Annotated in this window: 18 protein-coding genes; 8 read left to right on the top strand and 10 right to left on the bottom strand. The window is 69.8% G+C overall.

Annotation, left to right across the window (positions count from 1 at the left end):
- Positions 1–40: 40 nt before the first annotated feature.
- The 3 genes from ACS5Q7_RS14695 to panC are packed head-to-tail and all read left to right on the top strand — an operon-like array spanning position 41 to position 1,832.
- Positions 41–529 (top strand): aminoacyl-tRNA deacylase, encoded by a 489-nt coding sequence (locus ACS5Q7_RS14695; RefSeq protein ID WP_478340032.1) that lies wholly within the window; start codon positions 41–43, stop codon positions 527–529.
- 43 nt (positions 530–572) lie between these two features.
- On the top strand, positions 573–935 hold the full coding sequence (locus ACS5Q7_RS14700) for a hypothetical protein (protein ID WP_478340033.1): 363 nt from the start codon (positions 573–575) through the stop codon (positions 933–935).
- Between the two features lie 48 nt (positions 936–983).
- Positions 984–1,832 (top strand): pantoate--beta-alanine ligase, encoded by an 849-nt coding sequence (gene panC, locus ACS5Q7_RS14705; protein ID WP_478340034.1) that lies wholly within the window; start codon positions 984–986, stop codon positions 1,830–1,832.
- Positions 1,833–1,839: 7 nt separating this feature from the next.
- On the opposite strand, the gene ACS5Q7_RS14710 is transcribed toward panC, so the two are convergent.
- On the bottom strand, positions 1,840–3,255 hold the full coding sequence (locus tag ACS5Q7_RS14710; protein WP_478340035.1) for an EAL domain-containing protein: 1,416 nt from the start codon (positions 3,253–3,255) through the stop codon (positions 1,840–1,842).
- Positions 3,256–3,841: 586 nt separating this feature from the next.
- Between ACS5Q7_RS14710 and mnmG the strand changes: the two genes are divergently transcribed.
- Genes mnmG through ACS5Q7_RS14730 form a run of 4 tightly spaced genes read left to right on the top strand, consistent with a single transcriptional unit; the run spans position 3,842 to position 8,134 of the window.
- Positions 3,842–5,728 carry a tRNA uridine-5-carboxymethylaminomethyl(34) synthesis enzyme MnmG gene (mnmG, locus tag ACS5Q7_RS14715; RefSeq protein WP_478340036.1) on the top strand — a complete coding sequence of 629 codons (1,887 nt, stop codon included), beginning with the start codon at positions 3,842–3,844 and terminating at the stop codon, positions 5,726–5,728.
- A complete protein-coding gene (rsmG, locus tag ACS5Q7_RS14720) occupies positions 5,725–6,360 on the top strand; it encodes a 16S rRNA (guanine(527)-N(7))-methyltransferase RsmG (protein ID WP_478340037.1) in 636 nt (211 codons plus the stop codon). The genes mnmG and rsmG overlap by 4 nt, the downstream gene beginning before the upstream one ends.
- Positions 6,357–7,214, top strand: coding sequence for a ParA family protein (locus tag ACS5Q7_RS14725; protein WP_478340038.1), 858 nt, complete (start codon positions 6,357–6,359; stop codon positions 7,212–7,214). The genes rsmG and ACS5Q7_RS14725 overlap by 4 nt, the downstream gene beginning before the upstream one ends.
- 23 nt (positions 7,215–7,237) lie before the next feature.
- The gene (locus ACS5Q7_RS14730; protein ID WP_478340039.1) at positions 7,238–8,134 is read left to right on the top strand and encodes a ParB/RepB/Spo0J family partition protein; all 897 of its coding nucleotides are present in this window, start codon (positions 7,238–7,240) and stop codon (positions 8,132–8,134) included.
- A 6-nt stretch (positions 8,135–8,140) separates the two neighbouring features.
- Here ACS5Q7_RS14730 and holA read toward each other — a convergent pair whose 3' ends face one another.
- The 8 genes from holA to ACS5Q7_RS14770 all read right to left on the bottom strand — a co-directional run bounded on the left by holA (position 8,141) and on the right by ACS5Q7_RS14770 (position 16,153).
- Complete coding sequence (holA, locus tag ACS5Q7_RS14735; protein ID WP_478340040.1) at positions 8,141–9,166, bottom strand: DNA polymerase III subunit delta; 1,026 nt, start codon at positions 9,164–9,166, stop codon at positions 8,141–8,143.
- A gap of 7 nt (positions 9,167–9,173) precedes the next feature.
- Entirely contained in the window at positions 9,174–9,719 is a 546-nt protein-coding gene (gene lptE / locus ACS5Q7_RS14740; RefSeq protein WP_478340041.1) for an LPS assembly lipoprotein LptE, read from the bottom strand.
- A 124-nt stretch (positions 9,720–9,843) separates the two neighbouring features.
- Positions 9,844–12,042, bottom strand: coding sequence for a TonB-dependent siderophore receptor (locus ACS5Q7_RS14745; protein WP_478340042.1), 2,199 nt, complete (start codon positions 12,040–12,042; stop codon positions 9,844–9,846).
- Positions 12,043–12,171: 129 nt separating this feature from the next.
- Positions 12,172–13,035 (bottom strand): acid phosphatase, encoded by an 864-nt coding sequence (locus ACS5Q7_RS14750; RefSeq protein ID WP_478340043.1) that lies wholly within the window; start codon positions 13,033–13,035, stop codon positions 12,172–12,174.
- A 113-nt stretch (positions 13,036–13,148) separates the two neighbouring features.
- Entirely contained in the window at positions 13,149–14,006 is an 858-nt protein-coding gene (locus tag ACS5Q7_RS14755; RefSeq protein WP_478340044.1) for an alpha/beta fold hydrolase, read from the bottom strand.
- Positions 14,007–14,017: 11 nt separating this feature from the next.
- Positions 14,018–14,860, bottom strand: a complete 843-nt coding sequence (gene dapD / locus ACS5Q7_RS14760) for a 2,3,4,5-tetrahydropyridine-2,6-dicarboxylate N-succinyltransferase (protein ID WP_478340045.1) — start codon at positions 14,858–14,860, stop codon at positions 14,018–14,020.
- 95 nt (positions 14,861–14,955) lie between these two features.
- Positions 14,956–15,402 (bottom strand): cyclic nucleotide-binding domain-containing protein, encoded by a 447-nt coding sequence (locus ACS5Q7_RS14765; protein WP_478340144.1) that lies wholly within the window; start codon positions 15,400–15,402, stop codon positions 14,956–14,958.
- A gap of 64 nt (positions 15,403–15,466) precedes the next feature.
- Entirely contained in the window at positions 15,467–16,153 is a 687-nt protein-coding gene (locus ACS5Q7_RS14770) for a response regulator transcription factor (RefSeq protein ID WP_243959664.1), read from the bottom strand.
- Between the two features lie 216 nt (positions 16,154–16,369).
- On the opposite strand from ACS5Q7_RS14770, the gene ACS5Q7_RS14775 reads away from it, so the two are divergent.
- Positions 16,370–16,906, top strand: coding sequence for a L,D-transpeptidase family protein (locus tag ACS5Q7_RS14775; protein ID WP_478340046.1), 537 nt, complete (start codon positions 16,370–16,372; stop codon positions 16,904–16,906).
- 4 nt (positions 16,907–16,910) lie between these two features.
- Here the strand turns inward: ACS5Q7_RS14775 and ACS5Q7_RS14780 are convergent, their stop codons facing one another.
- The gene (locus tag ACS5Q7_RS14780) at positions 16,911–17,138 is read right to left on the bottom strand and encodes a hypothetical protein (protein WP_478340047.1); all 228 of its coding nucleotides are present in this window, start codon (positions 17,136–17,138) and stop codon (positions 16,911–16,913) included.
- Positions 17,139–17,265 lie beyond the last annotated feature (127 nt).

Here is a 17,265-nt window from a genome sequence, read left to right on the forward strand (position 1 = left end):
CCCGTTGCCGGGAAAAAACGGGATCCCGTAGGATCCGACGATGGCTCCCAAGACGACTCGCGCGACGCAGGCCCTCGACAAGGCCGGTATCCGCTTCACCCTTCACGCCTACACATACGATCCCGATGCACCCCGCATCGGCCTGCAGGCCGCCGAGGCCTTGGGCGTCCCGCCCGCCCGCGTGCTGAAGACGCTAATGGCCACCGTCGACGGGCGCACCGTGTGCCTGCTCGTCGCCTCCGACCGGGAAGCCGCCATGAAGCGAGTGGCCGCCGCCTTCGGAGGCAAATCAGCCGCCATGCTGAAACCCGCCGATGCCGAGCGGCTGACCGGCTACCATGTCGGCGGCATCAGCCCGCTGGGGCAGAAGCGCCCCTTCCCCACCGCCATCGACGCCCACGCCCTGACCGACCCCGATGCGGAGATCCACGTCAACGGTGGCGGGCGCGGCCTTCAGATCCGCCTGCGGGAGGAAGACCTTGTGGCGGCGCTGAAGCCGGAGATCGTGCCCCTCACCGAGGGCCGGTAACGGATCGTTTACCTCACCCCCATCAGTGTCGAAGGCTCTGCGGATGGGTGGGAGTGCGGTTGTGCGGCTCGGCGGATCGATGGCGCTGGCGCTCGTCCTGCTCGCCGGCCCAGGCTTTGCCGCCGACCTCGCCGAGCCCTTCGGCGGCGATCCCGGCGCGCCCCCGCTGCCGCGCTACTTTCCCCGTGGCGACGGGATGGAGGCCGAAAGCCCCCTCCCCCTGCCCAGGCGCCGGGCGCGGATCGTGTGTACGCCGCGCCGGGTGCCGACGCCGACCAACGTCCCTGACGATCCGAGCTATGTCGGCTCGCCCTACGGCCTCGGCAAGCCGAGCTATTACGGGTTCACGCCGCCGCCGGGCATCGACGATCCTTATGGCAGGTCCGTGCTGCCCTACTGCCCATAGCGCTCGAGAATCGGCTAGACCGAGCCTGACTGACATCAGGGTTCGGCCGTGACTGCCTCGACACCTCTCCATCTTTCCGATCTCCCGGCCCTGCGCGCCGCAATCTGCGGCTGGCGCGCCGTGGGGGAGACCGTCGCCCTGGTGCCGACCATGGGCGCCCTGCACGAAGGCCACCTGACCCTCATCGCCGAGGCGAAGCGCCTCGCGACGCGGGCCGTGGTGAGCGTGTTCGTGAATCCGACCCAGTTCGGTCCCAACGAGGATTTCTCCCGCTATCCCCGTGACCTCGCCACCGACCTCGCGGCCATGGCGGGCGCGGGCGCCGACGCGGCCTGGACGCCCGACGTCGCGACCATGTACCCGGCGGGCTTCGCGACGCGGATCGAGGTGGCGGGACTGACGGATGGGCTCTGCGGCCCCCTGCGGCCGGGCCATTTTTCCGGTGTCGCCACCGTCGTCACCAAGCTCCTGAACCAGGTGCGGCCGGACATCGCCCTGTTCGGCGAGAAGGACTTCCAGCAGCTCCAGGTGATCAAGCGGGTCGTGGCCGATCTCGATATGGCGCCCGAGATCCGGGGCGTGCCGACCATCCGCGAGGCGGATGGCCTCGCCCTCTCCTCGCGCAACCGCTACCTTTCGGATGACGAGCGCGGCCGTGCGCCGAGGCTCCACGCCGTGCTCGCCGCCATCGCCGCCAAAGCCCGCGACGGCGGGCCGGTGGCGGGCCCGGTGGCCGAAGGCGTGGCCAGCCTCGAAGCGGCAGGCTTCGCCGTGCAGTACCTGTCGGTTTGCGATGCCGCGAGCCTCGCACCGGTCGAGCGCGTCACCGGCCCTGCCCGCGTGCTGGTGGCCGCCATTCTCGGGCGGACGCGGCTCATCGACAACGTTCCGGTCTGAGGCGCCCTCACCCGGCCCGTCGCAGGATCGACCGGAACGAGCGTCGCTCGGAACCGGGATCGTCCAGCGGCGGAGGCGGCGGCTCCGGCGGCAGGAGCGCGAGGATATCACCGCGCACCGGCCGCGCCGGGGCGAAGGCCGCACCCTGCGCATAGGGCACGTTGAGATCGATCAGGTCGGGCACGTCCGCCTCGGATCCGACCTCGTTGACCACGAGCCGGATTCGCGCACGGGCCAGGGCCGGCGCCAGATCCTCCACCGCGATGTCGCTGAGCGCGCCCGGCGCCACGCTCGGCCGCAGCAGCATCTCCGCCGGCACCTTCACCTGCCCGATCCCGTACTCCGCGAGATCGCGGGCATCGAAGCGCAGATCCGTCGGGCGATCGAGGCAGAAGCCGACATGCCCGCGCAACGCCGAAAGAAGACCCAGCTGCCCGCGGTCGAGCCCGCGCCAGCTCGCCTGGGGCAACGCAATGTCGAGCCCGACCAGCGCGTGCTCGTCACCGGCCATGCGGCCGATCTCCTTCAGGAAGCCGGGCTCGAACAGCGAGAGCGGCGACAGGCCGTAGGTCACGCGCGCATCGCTGCCGCGCTTCGCGAGATGGCGGACGATGGTGCCGGTACGCGCCAGCATCCGCCGGTCGAGCTCGGTGGTGCGCCCGTTGCGTTCCAACGCCGGCAGGTACTGCTCCACCGCGAGCATCTGCGCCTCGACCCGCAGCCGTGCGAGGGCTTCATAGGCCACGACCTTGCGCTGGGGCAGGGTGACGATGGGCTGGAGGAACACCTCCAACAGATCGCGGTCGAAAGCGGCGAGGATCTCGGTTTCGTCCGGGCCTCGGGCCGGCTCAGGCGAACGGGGCGGGATCGGCCTCGGCGGAACCGGCCTCGGCTCGGCAACAGTCGGCGAAGGCTCGGGCAGCCGGGTGAAGGCGGGCGGCGTCCAGGATGTCTCGGCGGGAGCCGGCGTGGGCGGGGGAGGGGCCGGCACCGGCTTCGGCGCGGAGGGAGGCTCCTTCGCCACCGGCACGTCGCGGGCCTTGAGGGCGGCGATCTCGTCGTCCTGGCTGCGAATCACCGCGCTGAGGTCGCGCACGATTCCGCTGAGTAACCCGATCTCGACGGTGAGTTCATTCACCTCGGAGCGGAGCGTATCCGGCGGCGATTCGCCGACAGGACGCGGCGGTGTAGCCTCCGCTTTCAGAAGCCTCTTCGAGAGAACGTCGACTTCTTGCGAAAGCTTCTCGCATCGGGCGTTCACACGGGAAGCCCGTGCCAGGGCCGTGCCCGCGCTCAGGCTTCCGGCCAGGGCGAGAAGCATGGCGCCGGCGCTCGGTGAGAAAACGGCGACCGGGCCGATGGTGACGAGGCCGAGCGCGCCGGCGGTCCACAGCCCAATATTCCGGCCGAAGACGCGGGCCATTGTCACTATCATCCATCGCGAGAGAGCGTTTCCGTCTATCGGAAATCAGCACTCCCAAACTGTTGCCGAGCGCCGGGGCGGCGGCAAGCCCACCGGACCGGGCGGCGTTCGTTTTTTGCTCGCTGTGGCCCGCGAGACTGTTTCACGTGAAACACTCAGGCGCGGGTCAGATACATCCCAACCAAAAGGAAGCCGAAACCGGCCAATCCCAAGGCTCCCTCCTTGCGATGGGTCGTGTCCAGAAAGTGCGCCGCGGCTCCGGCCGCGCAGCACGCGGCGCCCAAACCAATCGACAAGGATGACATCGTTGCCTCCCCTCGCTGAGCGAAACCAAACACCTCGCCAATACCGTAACGCCATGATTACAGAGCATTGAGCCGGCTTCAAGATCTCGCCACATTCTTGCCGCGACGAATGAGATTGAGTGCACCCTTGCGCGAAGCTTCGGCAGAGTGGCCCGCCTTTAGGCAGGTCTTGATCAAAGCCCAGGCAGCCGACTCGATAGGCTGGGGCAAGCAGCCCTCAGAGCCCCGCGAATCACCCCTGCTGCGTTGACCCGCCCCTGCCCTCGCGCGTAAGCACGGGCATGCCCCATTCCCGTCCCACCCGCTTCGACGTGATCGTCGTCGGCGGTGGCCATGCCGGTGTCGAAGCCGCTGCGGCCGCCGCCCGCTGTGGCGCCCTGACGGCTCTCGTGACACACGATCCCGCGACCATCGGCGCGATGTCGTGCAACCCCGCCATCGGAGGCCTCGGCAAGGGGCACCTCGTCCGCGAAGTCGATGCCCTCGACGGGCTAATGGGCCGAGTGGCCGACGCCGCCGGCATCCAGTTCCGCCTCCTCAACCGGCGCAAGGGACCGGCGGTCCGCGGCCCCCGCACCCAGGCCGACCGCAAGCTCTACGCGGCGGCGATGCAGCGGGCGGTGGCCGAGACGGCGAACCTGCACGTCGTCCCGGGCGCCTGCGAAGACCTTCTCCGCGATGCGGCCGGGCACGTCGCCGGGATCGCGCTGGCGGACGCCACGACGCTTGGGGCAGGGGCGGTGGTGATTACCACGGGCACCTTCCTGCGTGGCCTGATCCATATCGGCGAGGTGCAGATCCCCGCCGGGCGGGTCGGAGAGGCGCCTTCGGTGGGTCTCGCGCGCAGTCTCGACGGGCTCGGCCTGCGTCTCGGCCGGTTGAAGACCGGCACGCCGCCTCGCCTCGCCCGCGACAGCATCGCCTGGGACCGGCTCGAGATGCAGGAGGCGGACGAAGATCCCGTCCCCTTCTCGACCCTCACCGAGCGCATCACCACCCCGCAGATCGCCTGCGGCATCACTCGGACCACGCAGGCCGTCCACGACATCATCCGCGCGAACCTGCATCGCTCACCGATGTATTCCGGCGGCATCGCCAGCCGGGGGCCGCGCTACTGCCCGTCCATCGAAGACAAGGTCGTCCGGTTCGGCGACCGGGAAGGGCACCAGATCTTCCTCGAACCCGAGGGCCTGGACGATCCGGTCGTGTACCCGAACGGCATCTCCACCGCCCTGCCGGAAGAAGTGCAGCGGGCCATCGTCCAGGCGATCCCCGGCCTGGAGCGGGCCGAGATCCTGCGGCCGGGCTACGCCATCGAATACGATTACGTCGATCCGCGCGAACTCGATGCCGGGTTGCAGGTGAAGCGCCAGCCCGGCCTGTTCCTGGCCGGGCAGATCAACGGCACGACAGGCTACGAGGAAGCGGCGGGGCAGGGGCTTGTCGCCGGCCTCAACGCCGCGCGCTGTGCCGGCAACCAGCCGCTCGCGACCTTCGACCGGGCCGAATCCTATCTCGGCGTGATGATCGACGATCTCATCACCCATGGGGTGAGCGAGCCCTATCGCATGTTCACCTCGCGCTCCGAGTATCGCCTGAGCCTGCGCGTGGACAATGCCGACGAGCGGCTGACCCCGCGCGGCCTCGCCCTCGGCCTCGTCGGCTCACAGCGCGCAGAGCATTTCGACCGATCGCGCACCGCCCTCGCCGCCGCCCGTGCCCGGCTCGATGCCTTGAGCCTCACGCCGAGTCAGGCCGCCGCACACGGCCTCGTCCTGAACCAGGACGGCATCCGCCGCAGCGCCTTCCAACTTCTCTCCTACCCGGAGATCGATTGGGCCCGCCTTGCCGCCGTCTGGCCAGACCTCGCCGAGGTCCCGCCGCGCATCGCCGACCGCCTGCGGACGGATGCGACCTATGCCGTCTATCTCGACCGCCAGAGCGCTGACATCGCCGCTTTCCGCCGGGACGAGGCGGTGCGTCTGCCGGATGGGCTCGACTATGCCGGGATCAGCGGCCTGTCGAACGAGATGCGCCTGAAGCTCGAAAGCGTGCGCCCCGGCACACTCGGTCAGGCGGCGCGGATCGAGGGCGTGACCCCGGCGGCGCTTACCCTCCTGGCGGCTCACGCCAAGCGCGGCCAGCGCCCGGTGCGGCAACCGGCATGAACGACCCGGCCCGCGAACAGGTCCTGAAGACCTACGATGTTTCACGTGAAACAACGCAGGCCCTTGATGCCTACGTCGCCCAGCTCCATCGCTGGCAGACGGTGAAGAACCTCGTCGGCCCGTCGACCCTGTCCGAGGTGTGGAGCCGCCACGTCGCCGATGCGCTGCAACTCCTCACCCTCGCGCCGGAGGCCCGCACCTGGATCGATCTCGGCTCCGGCGCCGGCATCCCGGGCCTGATCCTCGCGATTGCGGGGAAGGAGAGGGGCATCCGCGTGACGCTGGTGGAGAGCAACACGCGCAAATGCGCCTTCCTCACCGAGGCCGCTCGGCTGACAGGCGCCCCGGCCACGATCCGCAACGGGCGGATCGAAGCGGTGATCGGCGACGCGGTGGGGACGGAGATCGTCTGCGCGCGGGCGCTCGCCGCCCTCGATCAGCTGCTCGATTGGTCCGCGCCTCTGTTGAAATCCGGCACCATCGGCCTGTTTCCGAAGGGGCGGGATGTGCAGGCGGAATTGACCCAGGCCTCCACCCGGTGGAGAGTTACGTACGATCTCGTGCCGAGTCGGACCGATGCCGACGCCCGGATCGTGCGGGTCACCGCCCTCACCGAAACGAGCCCACGATGAGCGACGCGACGACGGTCGACGCCTCCGAGCGACCCGACATGAGCCATCCGGCCAAGCCCCTGCGGATCCTCGCTCTGGCGAACCAGAAGGGCGGCGTCGGCAAGACGACCACCGCCATCAACCTGGGCACCGCGCTCGCCGCCATCGGCGAGGAGGTTCTGGTGATCGATCTCGATCCCCAGGGCAACGCCTCGACCGGCCTCGGCATCGAGAAGGCCCGCCGCCGGATCTCGACCTATGACCTCATGGCCGGGGAGGCGAGCCTCGCACAGACCGTCATCCCGACGGCCGTGCCGCGCCTGTCCATCGCACCGTCGACCATGGACCTGCTCGGCCTCGAAATGGAGATGGCGACATCGCAGGACCGGGCGCACCGCTTGCGCCAGGCGCTGAAGAGCATGGCGCAATCCGAGAGCCTGAAGCGCATCAGCTACGTGCTGATCGATTGCCCGCCCTCCCTGAACCTGCTCACCATCAACGCCCTGGCGGCGGCCGATGCCGTGCTGGTGCCGCTGCAATGCGAGTTCTTCGCCCTGGAAGGGTTGAGCCAGTTGCTGCGCACCGTCGAGCAGGTGCGCGGCGCGCTGAACCCGCGCCTCACCATCCAGGGCATCGTGTTGACGATGTTCGATCCGCGCAACAACCTCTCGGCCCAGGTCGTGGCGGATGTGCGCAGCTTCATGGGCGACAAGGTCTATGAGACCATGATCCCCCGCAACGTGCGTGTGTCGGAAGCGCCCTCGCACGGCAAGCCGGCATTGCTGTACGATCTGAAATGCGCCGGCAGCCAAGCCTATCTGCGCCTCGCCTCCGAGGTGATCCAGCGCGAAGGCCGCGTACCGGCGGCGGCGTAAGTTTCGAGGACAGGTGAGAGACGATGGCTGAAGAGGTCGCAAGGCCCCGGCTGGGGCGCGGGCTCGCGGCCCTGATCGGCGATTTCGGGGATCCGGCGCAGCCGCCGCCCAAGCACGAGGGCCAGCGCAAGGTCGCCGTGGAGTTCCTGCGCCCGAACCCGCGCAACCCCCGCCGCCATTTCGGCGAGGAGGAATTGTCCGAGCTCGCCGGCTCCATCAAGGCGCGGGGCCTCATCCAGCCCATCGTCGTGCGGCCCCTGGCCGACGTGCCGGGCGCCTTTGAGATCGTGGCCGGCGAGCGGCGCTGGCGCGCGGCGCAGCGGGCCGGGCTCGATGAGGTACCGGTGGTCGTCGTCGAGATCGACGACCGCGCCTCGCTGGAATTCGCGATCCTCGAGAACGTCCAGCGGGCGGATCTCAACCCGATCGAGGAAGCCTCGGGCTACGAGCGCCTGATGCGCGACTTCTCCTACACGCAGCGCGAATTGGCCGAGATCCTCGGCAAGAGCCGCAGCCATCTCGCCAACACGCTGCGCCTCCTCAACCTGCCCCAGCCGGTGCAGGACCGGCTGAGCGCGGGCGAGATCACCGCCGGCCATGCCCGCGCGCTCCTTGCGCTGCGCGATCCCGAGGGCGTCGCCCGGCGGATCGTGGCCGAGGGCCTGTCCGTGCGCGAGGTCGAGGCCCTGGCGGCTGCGGAGGCCGAGCCTTCGGAGACGCCCCGTCCCGGCCGTCCGCGTCTCGCCGCCGAGCGCCCGGCACCGGTGCGTTCGCTTGAGCTTCGCCTGCACAAGGCGCTCGGCGTCGCCGTCAGCTACAAGCCGAAGGACGAGGAGACGGGCGAGATTCGCCTGCGCTACGCCAGCCGCGACGAGTTGCGGAGCCTGCTCGACCGGCTGAAGGTCCCGGCGGAGGACTGACGCGCCTCAGCGGCGGCGGCCAGCTTCCGCAATGCGGAGCAGGGCCGTCGAGGCGATGGCCTCGGCCAGCGTCGGGTCGGCCCGGCGGCTGGCCAGCACCGCCTGCGCGAGGATGTCGATGGCCTGCCGCAGGCGGGCAGGACCCCACAGGCCGAGCTGCCGCTCGATGCTCGCCCTGCGCTTGAAATGCAGGCCGCGCCACGCGGCGACCATGGCGCTCGGCGACTTCTCGGGGTTGTCGAGCCGCAGGGCGAGCATCGTCGTGGCATGGCGCAGGGCCGAGCCGAGCACCTGCGCCGGGTCCAATCCCTCCTGCCGGAAGCGCCGGGAATCACGCTCCACCACGTCGATTCGCCCGTCGAAGGCGGCATCCACCAGGGTGTTGAGGACACTGGCGGCGACATCGCTCACCACCGCCTCCACGTCCTCCAGGGTGACGCTGCCCTTGCCCGCCGCGTAGACGGCGAGCTTCTCGATCTCCATCAGGCTCGCCCGGCGGTCGCCGCCGAGGCTGCGCACCAGCACCTCCCGCGCCTCGCGCTCGATGCGCAGGTCATGCCCCCGCAGGGTCCGGTCGATGAGGTCGCCGAGCGCCCGCTCGTCATCCGGGTAGCAGGCGATGGCGAGCGCCCGCTGCGACTTCTCGCAGAGGGCGCGGACGGGGTTGCCCTTGGCGAGATCGCCCGCCTCCACCACGATCCGCGTGTCGGTGACGGGGATGGAGAGCACTGCCTCGACGGCGGGGGCGATGTTGCGGCTGCTCGGCCGCACCCAGATCGCGCGCTTGCCGCCGAACAGGCCGACCGTGCCCGCCTCGTCGCAGAGCCGGCCGGGATCGGAGGCGAGGGTATCACCGTCGATCCGCACCAGGGCGAAGGGATCCGTGGCGTCGGGCAGGAACGATTCGGCCAGCGCCTTGGCCCGTTCGGTGACGAGGCCGGTATCGGGGCCGTAGACGAGGATGACCGGGATGCGCGGGTCGGGACCCCGCCGGATCAGATCCTCGACATCCCCCGGCCGGACAGCCGTCACCGTGCGCTCACGGCTTGGCCGCCAGCACCGAGGCGATCCGGGTCTTGATCTGGTCGGCCAGGGTATCGGCGAGGCGGATCTCCGCGTCCCGGGCAGCGCGCTGGCTCGCGAAGCGCTGGACCGAGCGGTCGTAGGTCGCCGTCGAGGTGGCGACGCCCTCCGCGATCACCTTGGTGCCGCTAAGGTCTTCCAGGCTGTAGCGGATGTTGCCGATCACCGTGCCGGCCTCGGCGCGGCCGGTGGTGGAGGAAACGATGGGCGTCTGCACCGTCTCCGAGCCCGAGAGTTTCAGGCGGTACTGCTTCTTCACCGGCTGGCCCGAGCCGTCGAGGTCGAACACCAATTCGCTGCGCAGGTAATGGCCGAGCCGTTCCTGGCCCTGGGCCATCACGATCTCATCAACCTGTACGGAGGCCAGCAGCGCCTGGATCGACTCGCCCGAGGCCGTCGGCCCGTAGAGAGGGCGGAAACAGGCCGAGAGGCTGAGGCTCATGGCCGCCACAAGGCCGAGCCGCCCGGCCCGCACCACCACCGATCCCACGTCAAGCCGCATCACGCTGTCCGCCCCGTTCCGCTCCGGTTCTAGCGCGGACTGGGGGGTCCGCGCCACGACTCTCGGGGCAGGGCCTTACGATTCCTCTACGGCGAGAGGATGGTCGTCGTGTTTCGGGGATAACTCACCACCGGTAGATCAGGCTGCCGATCACCGTGGCGGGGGTGCCGCGATAACAGTAGCCGCTCTGGCAGGTGGTGTAGGTCCGGTCGAAGACGTTGGTGGCGTTGACCTGCGCCCGCAGCCCCTGGAACTTCGGGTCGATCGCCGCGAAATCGTAGGCGATCAGGGCATCGTAGAGGGTCTTGGCGGTGTTGCGAACCGTGTTCTCGTCGTCGGCGTAGCTCGGGCCGATGAAGCGCACGCCGCCGCCGAGGGTTAGCCCGCGCAGGGGCGAGCTCGGTGGGAAGGCGTAGGTCAGGAACGACGTATAGGTGTGGCCCGGAATGCCGGAAACCTGGTTCCCGTCGAGGGATTGGCCGCTGTACGACGTCTGCCGCACATAGCGGAAATCGAAGTAGCTGTAGGCGATGGTCAGGTTGGTGCCGGGGGCGAGGTTCGCCGTCGCCTCGGCCTCGAACCCCTTCGAGCGGACGGCGCCCGTGGCGGCCTGGAAGGCGATATTGGTGGGATCCGGCCGCAGGATGCTCGATTGCACGATGTCGAAGCCGGCGAAGGCCGTCTGGATGTTGGTGCCGGGGATCAGATATTTGACGCCGGCCTCGATCTGGTCGCCCGTGGAGGGCCGGAACGGGGTTCCGGTGGCGCTCACGCCGACCTGAGGCACGAAGGTGGTGGCGTAGCTCGCATAGGGCACGAGGCCCGGCGCCAGCAGGTAGTTGAGCCCGACCCGGCCGGTGAAGGCGCTGTCGTTCTGCCGGGTGAGGGTACTGTCGGGGGTCGCCCGGTCGTCCTGGAACACCCAATCGTGCCGGCCGGTGAGGGTGAGCACGAAGTCGCCGAACTTCGCCTGATCCTGCAGATAGACGCCGACCTGATCCTGGTTCTGCCGGGTCGCCGAACCGAGTGCCGGCGTCGGGACGAACTGCGTGCCGTAATTGCGGGTCACGAGGTTGATCGGCGGCGCCTCGCCGAAGCCCAGGCGGTAGCTGAAGCCGTAATGGGCGTAATCCAGCCCGGCGAGCAGGGTGTGGGCGACGGGTCCGGTGCGGAACCGGGTCTCAATCTGGTTGTCGAGGGTCTGCTGCACGAGCCCCTCCCGCAGATAGCCCGTGGAGCGGTTGCCGAAGGTGCGGGTGTCGTCGAGGGAGTCGATCTGCGTGTATTTCGCGCTCAGGAAGATGCCGTAGTGGCGGAAGTTCTGGCGGAAGATGAGATCGTCCGAGAACCGGTGCTCGAAGGCGTAGCCGATCCGGTATTGGGTCTGGTCGAGGCCCTGGAAGGCCGGATCGCCGCCGAAGAAGCGGGTCACCACGAAGCCGGGATCGTTGTAGAAATAGACCGAGGCCGGCGTCTTGCGCTCCTGATACTCGCCGAGGAAGGTCAGGGTGGTGTCCGCCGAGGGTTTCCAGGTGAAGGCCGGCGCGATGTAGAGCTGGTCGTCCATCGTCCCGCGCCCGATGAAGGTTCCGGCCTCACGGCGGACGCCGGTCAGGCGCCACGCCATCGTGCCGTCCGAACCCTGGACGGGTCCGCCCAGGTCGAAATTGCCCTGCGCCCGGTCGAAGCTGCCGCCCTGAAGCCAGACCTCGCCGAACGGCGCGAAGACGGGCCGCTTCGTGGTCGCGTCGATGATCCCGGCCGGTGAGCCCTGCCCGTAGAGGCCCGAGGCGGGGCCGCGCAGAACGGTGATCGCCTCCAGCCCGTAGGGCTCGATGCGGGGGAAGATGAAGCCGCTGCCGATCTGGCGAAGACCGTCCCGGTACGTGCTGTTGGCGAGCGCCGGAAAGCCGCGGATGAAGATCTCATCGAAGCGGGGATCGAAGCCGGAGGCGTTGATCGTCGCCCCCGGCACGTAGGCCAGCGCCTGATCGAAGGTCTGGATGTTGCGGTCGTTCAATTGCTCCCGCGTGACCACCGAGACCGATTGCGGCGTCTCGATCAGCGGCGTGTTGGTCTTCGTCACGGTCGGGCTCACCCGGGCGACGTAGCCGGTGACGCCGGAGGGGCCGCCGCCGCCGCCGCTGGTCGCCGCGCTGTCCTGCGAGGTGGCGACGTTGCCCTGCGGCGCCCGCACCGCCTCCACTGAGAGCTCGTCGAGCTGCACCTGCCCCTCCTGCGCCCGCGCCGGGGCTCCGAAGGCCGTGGCAGCCAGAAGCACGGAAGGAAGAAGCACGCCGGAGCGGAGGGAACGATCGGTCATGGCACGTCTCCGACGGGTGCCAGGATCCGGCCCCCGCCTTCGACTTCCCCGATCACGAGCCCGCGATCAAGCCGAAAACGTGTTGTAAATCACACAGTTAAAACGCTTCAAATCTGAAGCCATTCCAATTCAAAACTCGAAGGGCGGCTCGCGGAGGGCCTCGGCCTCCCGGGCGCAGAGGGCTGCGTCCGGCGCGGCGCCGCCCTGGGTGAGCGCGGCGCGCATCTCGGCGCGGGCCTTGTCGAGGTCGGCCCGGAAGCCGGCATCGCCCATCAGCGCGGCGAAGGTGGAGGAGCCGTTGGTGCGCCCCGCCGCGACGTCGCTCAACCAATGGACGCCGCAGACCACGCGGCTCTCGCCATAGGCCCGGCCGCGCGCGAGGATGGCGGTGGATTTCTCAGGGACGAGGGCGGCCATGATGAGGGCATAGGCCCAGCCCTGCGTGGCATGGCCGGAGGGATAGCTGAAGCTGTCGGCCAGCGCCTGGGTCCGCTGCACGCAGATCGGCGATTCGTTGCCGACGAAGGGGCGCAGCCGGCGGTAATGGACCTTGGGGATGCGCGTCATGTGGGCGAGGTCGAGCCGCGCCCGTTCCAGCAGGTTGAGGGTGGCGGGCACCTGCCCCTGGTCGATGCGCACGCCGAGCACGCAGGCGAAGTTCTCCAGCACCGCCGCCGCGCCCTCGGCCACATCGTTGGCGGCGAGGTTCCACCGGGCGGACCCCTTCAGGGCGCGGGTGTTGGTGAAGGCCGCATGGTCGGCATTGTCGAGGGGCGAGTGATGGGCGGGCGGCGGCGGCAGGATCTTCAGCGGGTCCGGCAGGGCGCCCTCGGCGAGATACGGCTTCACCGCCGGCTTGCCGGGCTTCAGCGGGTCCGCCTGCAGGGAAGGGGCGGATGTCGGTGGCGCCCCCTGATCGGGGGCGGCGAACGAGGGTGAGACGGTGAAGAACGCGGCGAGCGACAGGGCCGTCGTGAGCGAAAGGCGGCGCATCTCGTATCCTCGCTTGGCGACCGGCATCGGGTGGGCGTCACACGAGGCAGACGGATCGCGGCGGCGTGACCATCCCTGCCTTCGGTAAGTCCCCGAGTCCAGGCCGCCCGGTGTCAGGCAGCGCGAATCGCGGCGGCGATCGCGGCCGGGTGTTCCTCGTGCGCGCTGAGCGCCCCCGGCACGCGCGTGGCGGTGACGAGACCGCTCTCCGCAAGGGCATCCATTTCGGCGCCGGAGCGGCGCGGCGCCCCCTCCGGGCGTAGCACGAGCACCGGCGGCAGGTCCGGCCCGAACAGGGCCAGGAACGCCTCGCGGCTCGCCACGGGATCGAGCCCGCCGGTCACGAAGGCCGCCGTGCCGAAGCGGCCGTTGCGCTGGCGGGTGATGGCGTGCTTCGCGCGCACGAGATCCGGCGTCACCGTTTCCCGGTCGCCGTAGACATGGGCGCGCATCATCCGGCCGATGATCGGCGGGCTGATGTTGATGCGGTAGAGCGCCTCGCCGATCAGCGGCGCCTCGACGGCGGCGCGGATGCGGGGGAACCACGCGGCCTTGTCGGGCATCGCCGTCGGCAAGGGACCGCGCCAGGTCGGCGCCACGAGGACGAGGCGGCCGAAGGCGTTCGGGTGCCGCCGTGCCGCCGCCACGAGGTAGCCCGCCGCATGGCCGGCGGCGACGCCCAGCGCATAGGGGCCGGGGGCGGCCTTCAGCAGGGCATCGAGGAAGGCATGGTAGGTGGCGGGCTCCAGCTTCAGGCGCTGGCGCGGCTGCGCGCCGAAACCCGGCCAATCCGGCACGAGGCAATGATGGTCCCAGGCGAGCTCACGGGCCAACCCGGCCGCCTCCCGCCGGGACGAGATGGTCGAGAGAGCCGGCAAAATAAGCGCGCCCGGCCCATGGCCGTAGAGGTCGTAGGGCACGGAGAGCCGCTTGCCCCCGAGCGTCAGGTCGAAGGTGCCACCGGTCTCCATGGATCCGCGCCTCAGGTGCGCAGGAGGTCGTTGATCGCGGTCTTGGCGCGGGTGCCCGCATCGACGCGCTTCACGATGACGGCGCAGTAGAGGCTCGGGCCGGGGGAGCCATCCGGCAGGGCCTTGCCGGGCAGCGAGCCCGAAACCACCACCGAATAGGGCGGCACGTAACCGTAGGTCACTTCGCCGGTGGCGCGGTCCACGATCTTGGTCGAGGCGCCGAGATAGACGCCCATGGACAACACCGAGCCCTGGCCGACGATCACGCCTTCCACCACCTCGGAACGGGCGCCGATGAAGCAATCGTCCTCGATGATCACCGGGTTCGCCTGCAGCGGCTCCAGCACGCCGCCGATGCCGACGCCGCCCGAGAGGTGGACGTTCTTGCCGATCTGGGCGCAGGAGCCGACCGTCACCCAGGTGTCGACCATGGTGCCCTCGCCGACATAGGCGCCGAGGTTCACGAAGCTCGGCATCAGGATGGCGTTCGGCGCCACGAAGGAGCCCCGGCGCACGACGCAGCCCGGCACCGCGCGGAAGCCCGCCTGCTGGAAGCGGGCGGCGTCCCAGCCCTCGAACTTGGAGGGCACCTTGTCCCACCAATGGGCGCCGCCGGGGCCGCCGGGAATCGCCGTCATGTCGTTGAGGCGGAAGGAGAGCAGCACCGCCTTCTTCAGCCACTGGTTGACCTGCCAGGTCTCGCCCGACTTCTCGGCGACGCGGGCCCGGCCCGAATCGAGGAGGTTCAGGGCCTCGTCCACGGCCTCCCGCACAGCGCCCGTGGTGGCGGACGAGATGCCGGCGCGCTCCTCCCAGGCGGTCTCGATGGTCCGGGCAAGGTCGGCGTGGGACATGGGTGCAGCGGTCTTTTTCGAGAATGGAAGACCGTGCTTACAGGCGCCCGCGGGGGCTGTCGACGGGGGCCGGACAGCCGGTCGGGCCTCGTCGCTCACACCCCGCCGAATCGGGCGCGGACGCGTTCGAGGTCGTCGGTGAAGGTCACGAGGTCGAGGGCCATGGCGTCGTGGATCGCCCGCGCCGCGCCGGGGAATTCCTCCAGCACGCGGCGCATCAGGGTGGGGGTGATGCGGACGAGTTCGCAGGGTCCTTCCGCGATCGCGTCGCAGGGGCGCTCGCCGCGCACGAACAGGGCGAGGTGGCCGATCAGCGCCGAACGGGACGCCCTCACCGGCGCGGCGTTCCTGCGCTCCAGGCGGATGGTGCCGGACATCACCACGAAGCCGCCATCGGCCGGCTCGGCCCGGGCGAACAGGCGGTCGCCGTCGCGCAGTTCCCGGCGCTCGGCGGCGAAGCTGAGGAGGCGCAGGGCATCCCGGTCCAGAAAACCGAACACGGGCGCCGCCGCGAGGATCGCGATGTCGTCGTCGAGCCCCACGCTGCCCTGCCGCTCCGCTTCCGGCATCCCCGGCAGACTGGCCTATCCGAAAAAGCCTAATAAATCAGGGAAGGAGCTTGTAACCACCACCCTCGGTCACGAGGATCGCCGCCACCGCCGGGTTCGGCTCGATCTTCTGGCGCAGGCGGTAGATGTGCGTTTCCAGGGTGTGGGTGGTGACGTGGGCGTTGTAGCCCCACACCTCGGCGAGCAGCGTGTCGCGGTTCACCACCGCCCGGCCCGCCCGGTAGAGGAAGCGCAGGATCGCGGTCTCCTTCTCGGTGAGCTTGAGCTTGGAGCCCCGCTCGCCGATCAGCAGCTTGGCGCTCGGCCGGAACGTGTAGGGGCCGATCTGGAACACCGCGTCCTCGGACGCCTCGTGGCTGCGCAGGTGGGCGCGGATCCGCGCCAGCAGGATGCCGAACTTGAACGGCTTGGTGACGTAGTCGTTCGCCCCCGCCTCCAGCCCCTCGACGTGGTCGGCCTCGGAATCCTGCGCGGTCAGCATGATGACCGGGCTACGGAAGCCCGCCTGCCGCATCCGGCGCACGGCCTCGCGGCCGTCCATGTCGGGCAGGCCGACATCCATCACGGCGAGGTCGATGCGCTCGTCCGCGACCCGGCGCATGGCATCGGCGCCGCAGGCTTCGCCCACGACATGAAATTCCTCGGACAAGGCGAGCTGCTCGATCAGCGTGTCGCGCAGGATCTCGTCGTCGTCACAGATCAGCAAACGGTAGGCATTCGACATCGTCACGAAGCCCTAGCGTAAAAGCGCCGGCGTGCGAAATCCCCGTGATGAAGGAAGGTGCGCGGGCCGACTGTCCAAGCCGTCCTTGTACACCGGGATATCGTCGGTCCGGATGAAGCGGACTTGCAAAGGATGAGCTTTGTGACCGGAAACAGGCTTGCGCGCAATTCGCATTCGGGTTTCTCAGCGAAGTTGCACAGCCGGAGGCAAGTTTTCGTGGTGAGAACCACTCTCGCGGAGATTCGCGTGCGCCCCACCGTGGGTGATCGGCGCAAGGGGCACCTCCTCGTCGGCGCCTCGGTGATCCCCTGCGCACTGGGGGCCTGCGGCATCGTCGGGCGCAAGCGCGAGGGCGACGGCGGCTCGCCGCGGGGCCGGTTCCGCCTGCGCGGCGGCGCCTACCGGCCCGACCACCAGGGAATCCGGCCGCGCACCGCGCTGCCCCTGCGCCCGATCCGCCCCGACGACGGCTGGTGCGACGATCGCCGGGACCGCCGCTACAACAGGCCGATCCGCCTGCCGGCCCCAGGCGTCAGCGCCGAGGCAATGTGGCGAGAGGACGGGCTCTACGACGTGGTGCTCGACATCGACTACAACCGCGCCCCGATCCGCCCGGGGAAGGGCTCGGCGATCTTCATGCACGTCGCCCGCGAGGGCTATCGCCCCACCGAGGGCTGCGTCGCCCTCGCCAAGGCCGATCTCCTGCGGCTGCTGCGCCGGCTCGGGCCGCGTACCGTCCTGCGAATCGGCTGAAGCGTCAGACGCGCCGCGTCTCGCCCGGCTTGAGGGCGAGGGTCTTGGCGGTGCGGGTCGAGAGGCTGCCGACGATCACCGCCTCCTCGCCCTTGCCCGCCTCGGCGGCCACGGCGGCGAGGGCCTCGGCGGCGCTGCCCGTCCGCACCGCGTAGACGGGCATGCCGGAAGCCCGCGCCTTGCCGAGGGCGACGAGGAAGGTGGTGTAGCGTTCGCGCGGGCGGGAGGGCATCCCCGATCCTTGGCATGTCGGCTAAATAACGCCAGGGCTTTTCGCGCCGGGCGGCAATGAGAAGACGACGGCTTGTGCATCGAGACAACCACCAATTGGTCGACTCGCCCCCCTCCGCCGCCATCCG

The sequence above is a fragment of the Methylobacterium sp. Gmos3 genome (assembly GCF_056430985.1).

Bases quoted from the DNA above. Each gene is read 5' to 3' on its own strand.
- ACS5Q7_RS14710 (WP_478340035.1), bottom strand. From the start codon at position 3,255: ATGGCCCGCGTCTTCGGCCGGAATATTGGGCTGTGGACCGCCGGCGCG.
- ACS5Q7_RS14725 (WP_478340038.1), top strand. From the start codon at position 6,357: ATGAGCGACGCGACGACGGTCGACGCCTCCGAGCGACCCGACATGAGC.
- ACS5Q7_RS14745 (WP_478340042.1), bottom strand. From the start codon at position 12,042: ATGACCGATCGTTCCCTCCGCTCCGGCGTGCTTCTTCCTTCCGTGCTT.
- ACS5Q7_RS14700 (WP_478340033.1), top strand. From the start codon at position 573: ATGGGTGGGAGTGCGGTTGTGCGGCTCGGCGGATCGATGGCGCTGGCG.
- ACS5Q7_RS14695 (WP_478340032.1), top strand. From the start codon at position 41: ATGGCTCCCAAGACGACTCGCGCGACGCAGGCCCTCGACAAGGCCGGT.
- lptE (WP_478340041.1), bottom strand. From the start codon at position 9,719: ATGCGGCTTGACGTGGGATCGGTGGTGGTGCGGGCCGGGCGGCTCGGC.
- dapD (WP_478340045.1), bottom strand. From the start codon at position 14,860: ATGTCCCACGCCGACCTTGCCCGGACCATCGAGACCGCCTGGGAGGAG.
- ACS5Q7_RS14755 (WP_478340044.1), bottom strand. From the start codon at position 14,006: ATGGAGACCGGTGGCACCTTCGACCTGACGCTCGGGGGCAAGCGGCTC.
- rsmG (WP_478340037.1), top strand. From the start codon at position 5,725: ATGAACGACCCGGCCCGCGAACAGGTCCTGAAGACCTACGATGTTTCA.
- ACS5Q7_RS14730 (WP_478340039.1), top strand. From the start codon at position 7,238: ATGGCTGAAGAGGTCGCAAGGCCCCGGCTGGGGCGCGGGCTCGCGGCC.
- ACS5Q7_RS14780 (WP_478340047.1), bottom strand. From the start codon at position 17,138: ATGCCCTCCCGCCCGCGCGAACGCTACACCACCTTCCTCGTCGCCCTC.
- mnmG (WP_478340036.1), top strand. From the start codon at position 3,842: ATGCCCCATTCCCGTCCCACCCGCTTCGACGTGATCGTCGTCGGCGGT.
- ACS5Q7_RS14770 (WP_243959664.1), bottom strand. From the start codon at position 16,153: ATGTCGAATGCCTACCGTTTGCTGATCTGTGACGACGACGAGATCCTG.
- ACS5Q7_RS14750 (WP_478340043.1), bottom strand. From the start codon at position 13,035: ATGCGCCGCCTTTCGCTCACGACGGCCCTGTCGCTCGCCGCGTTCTTC.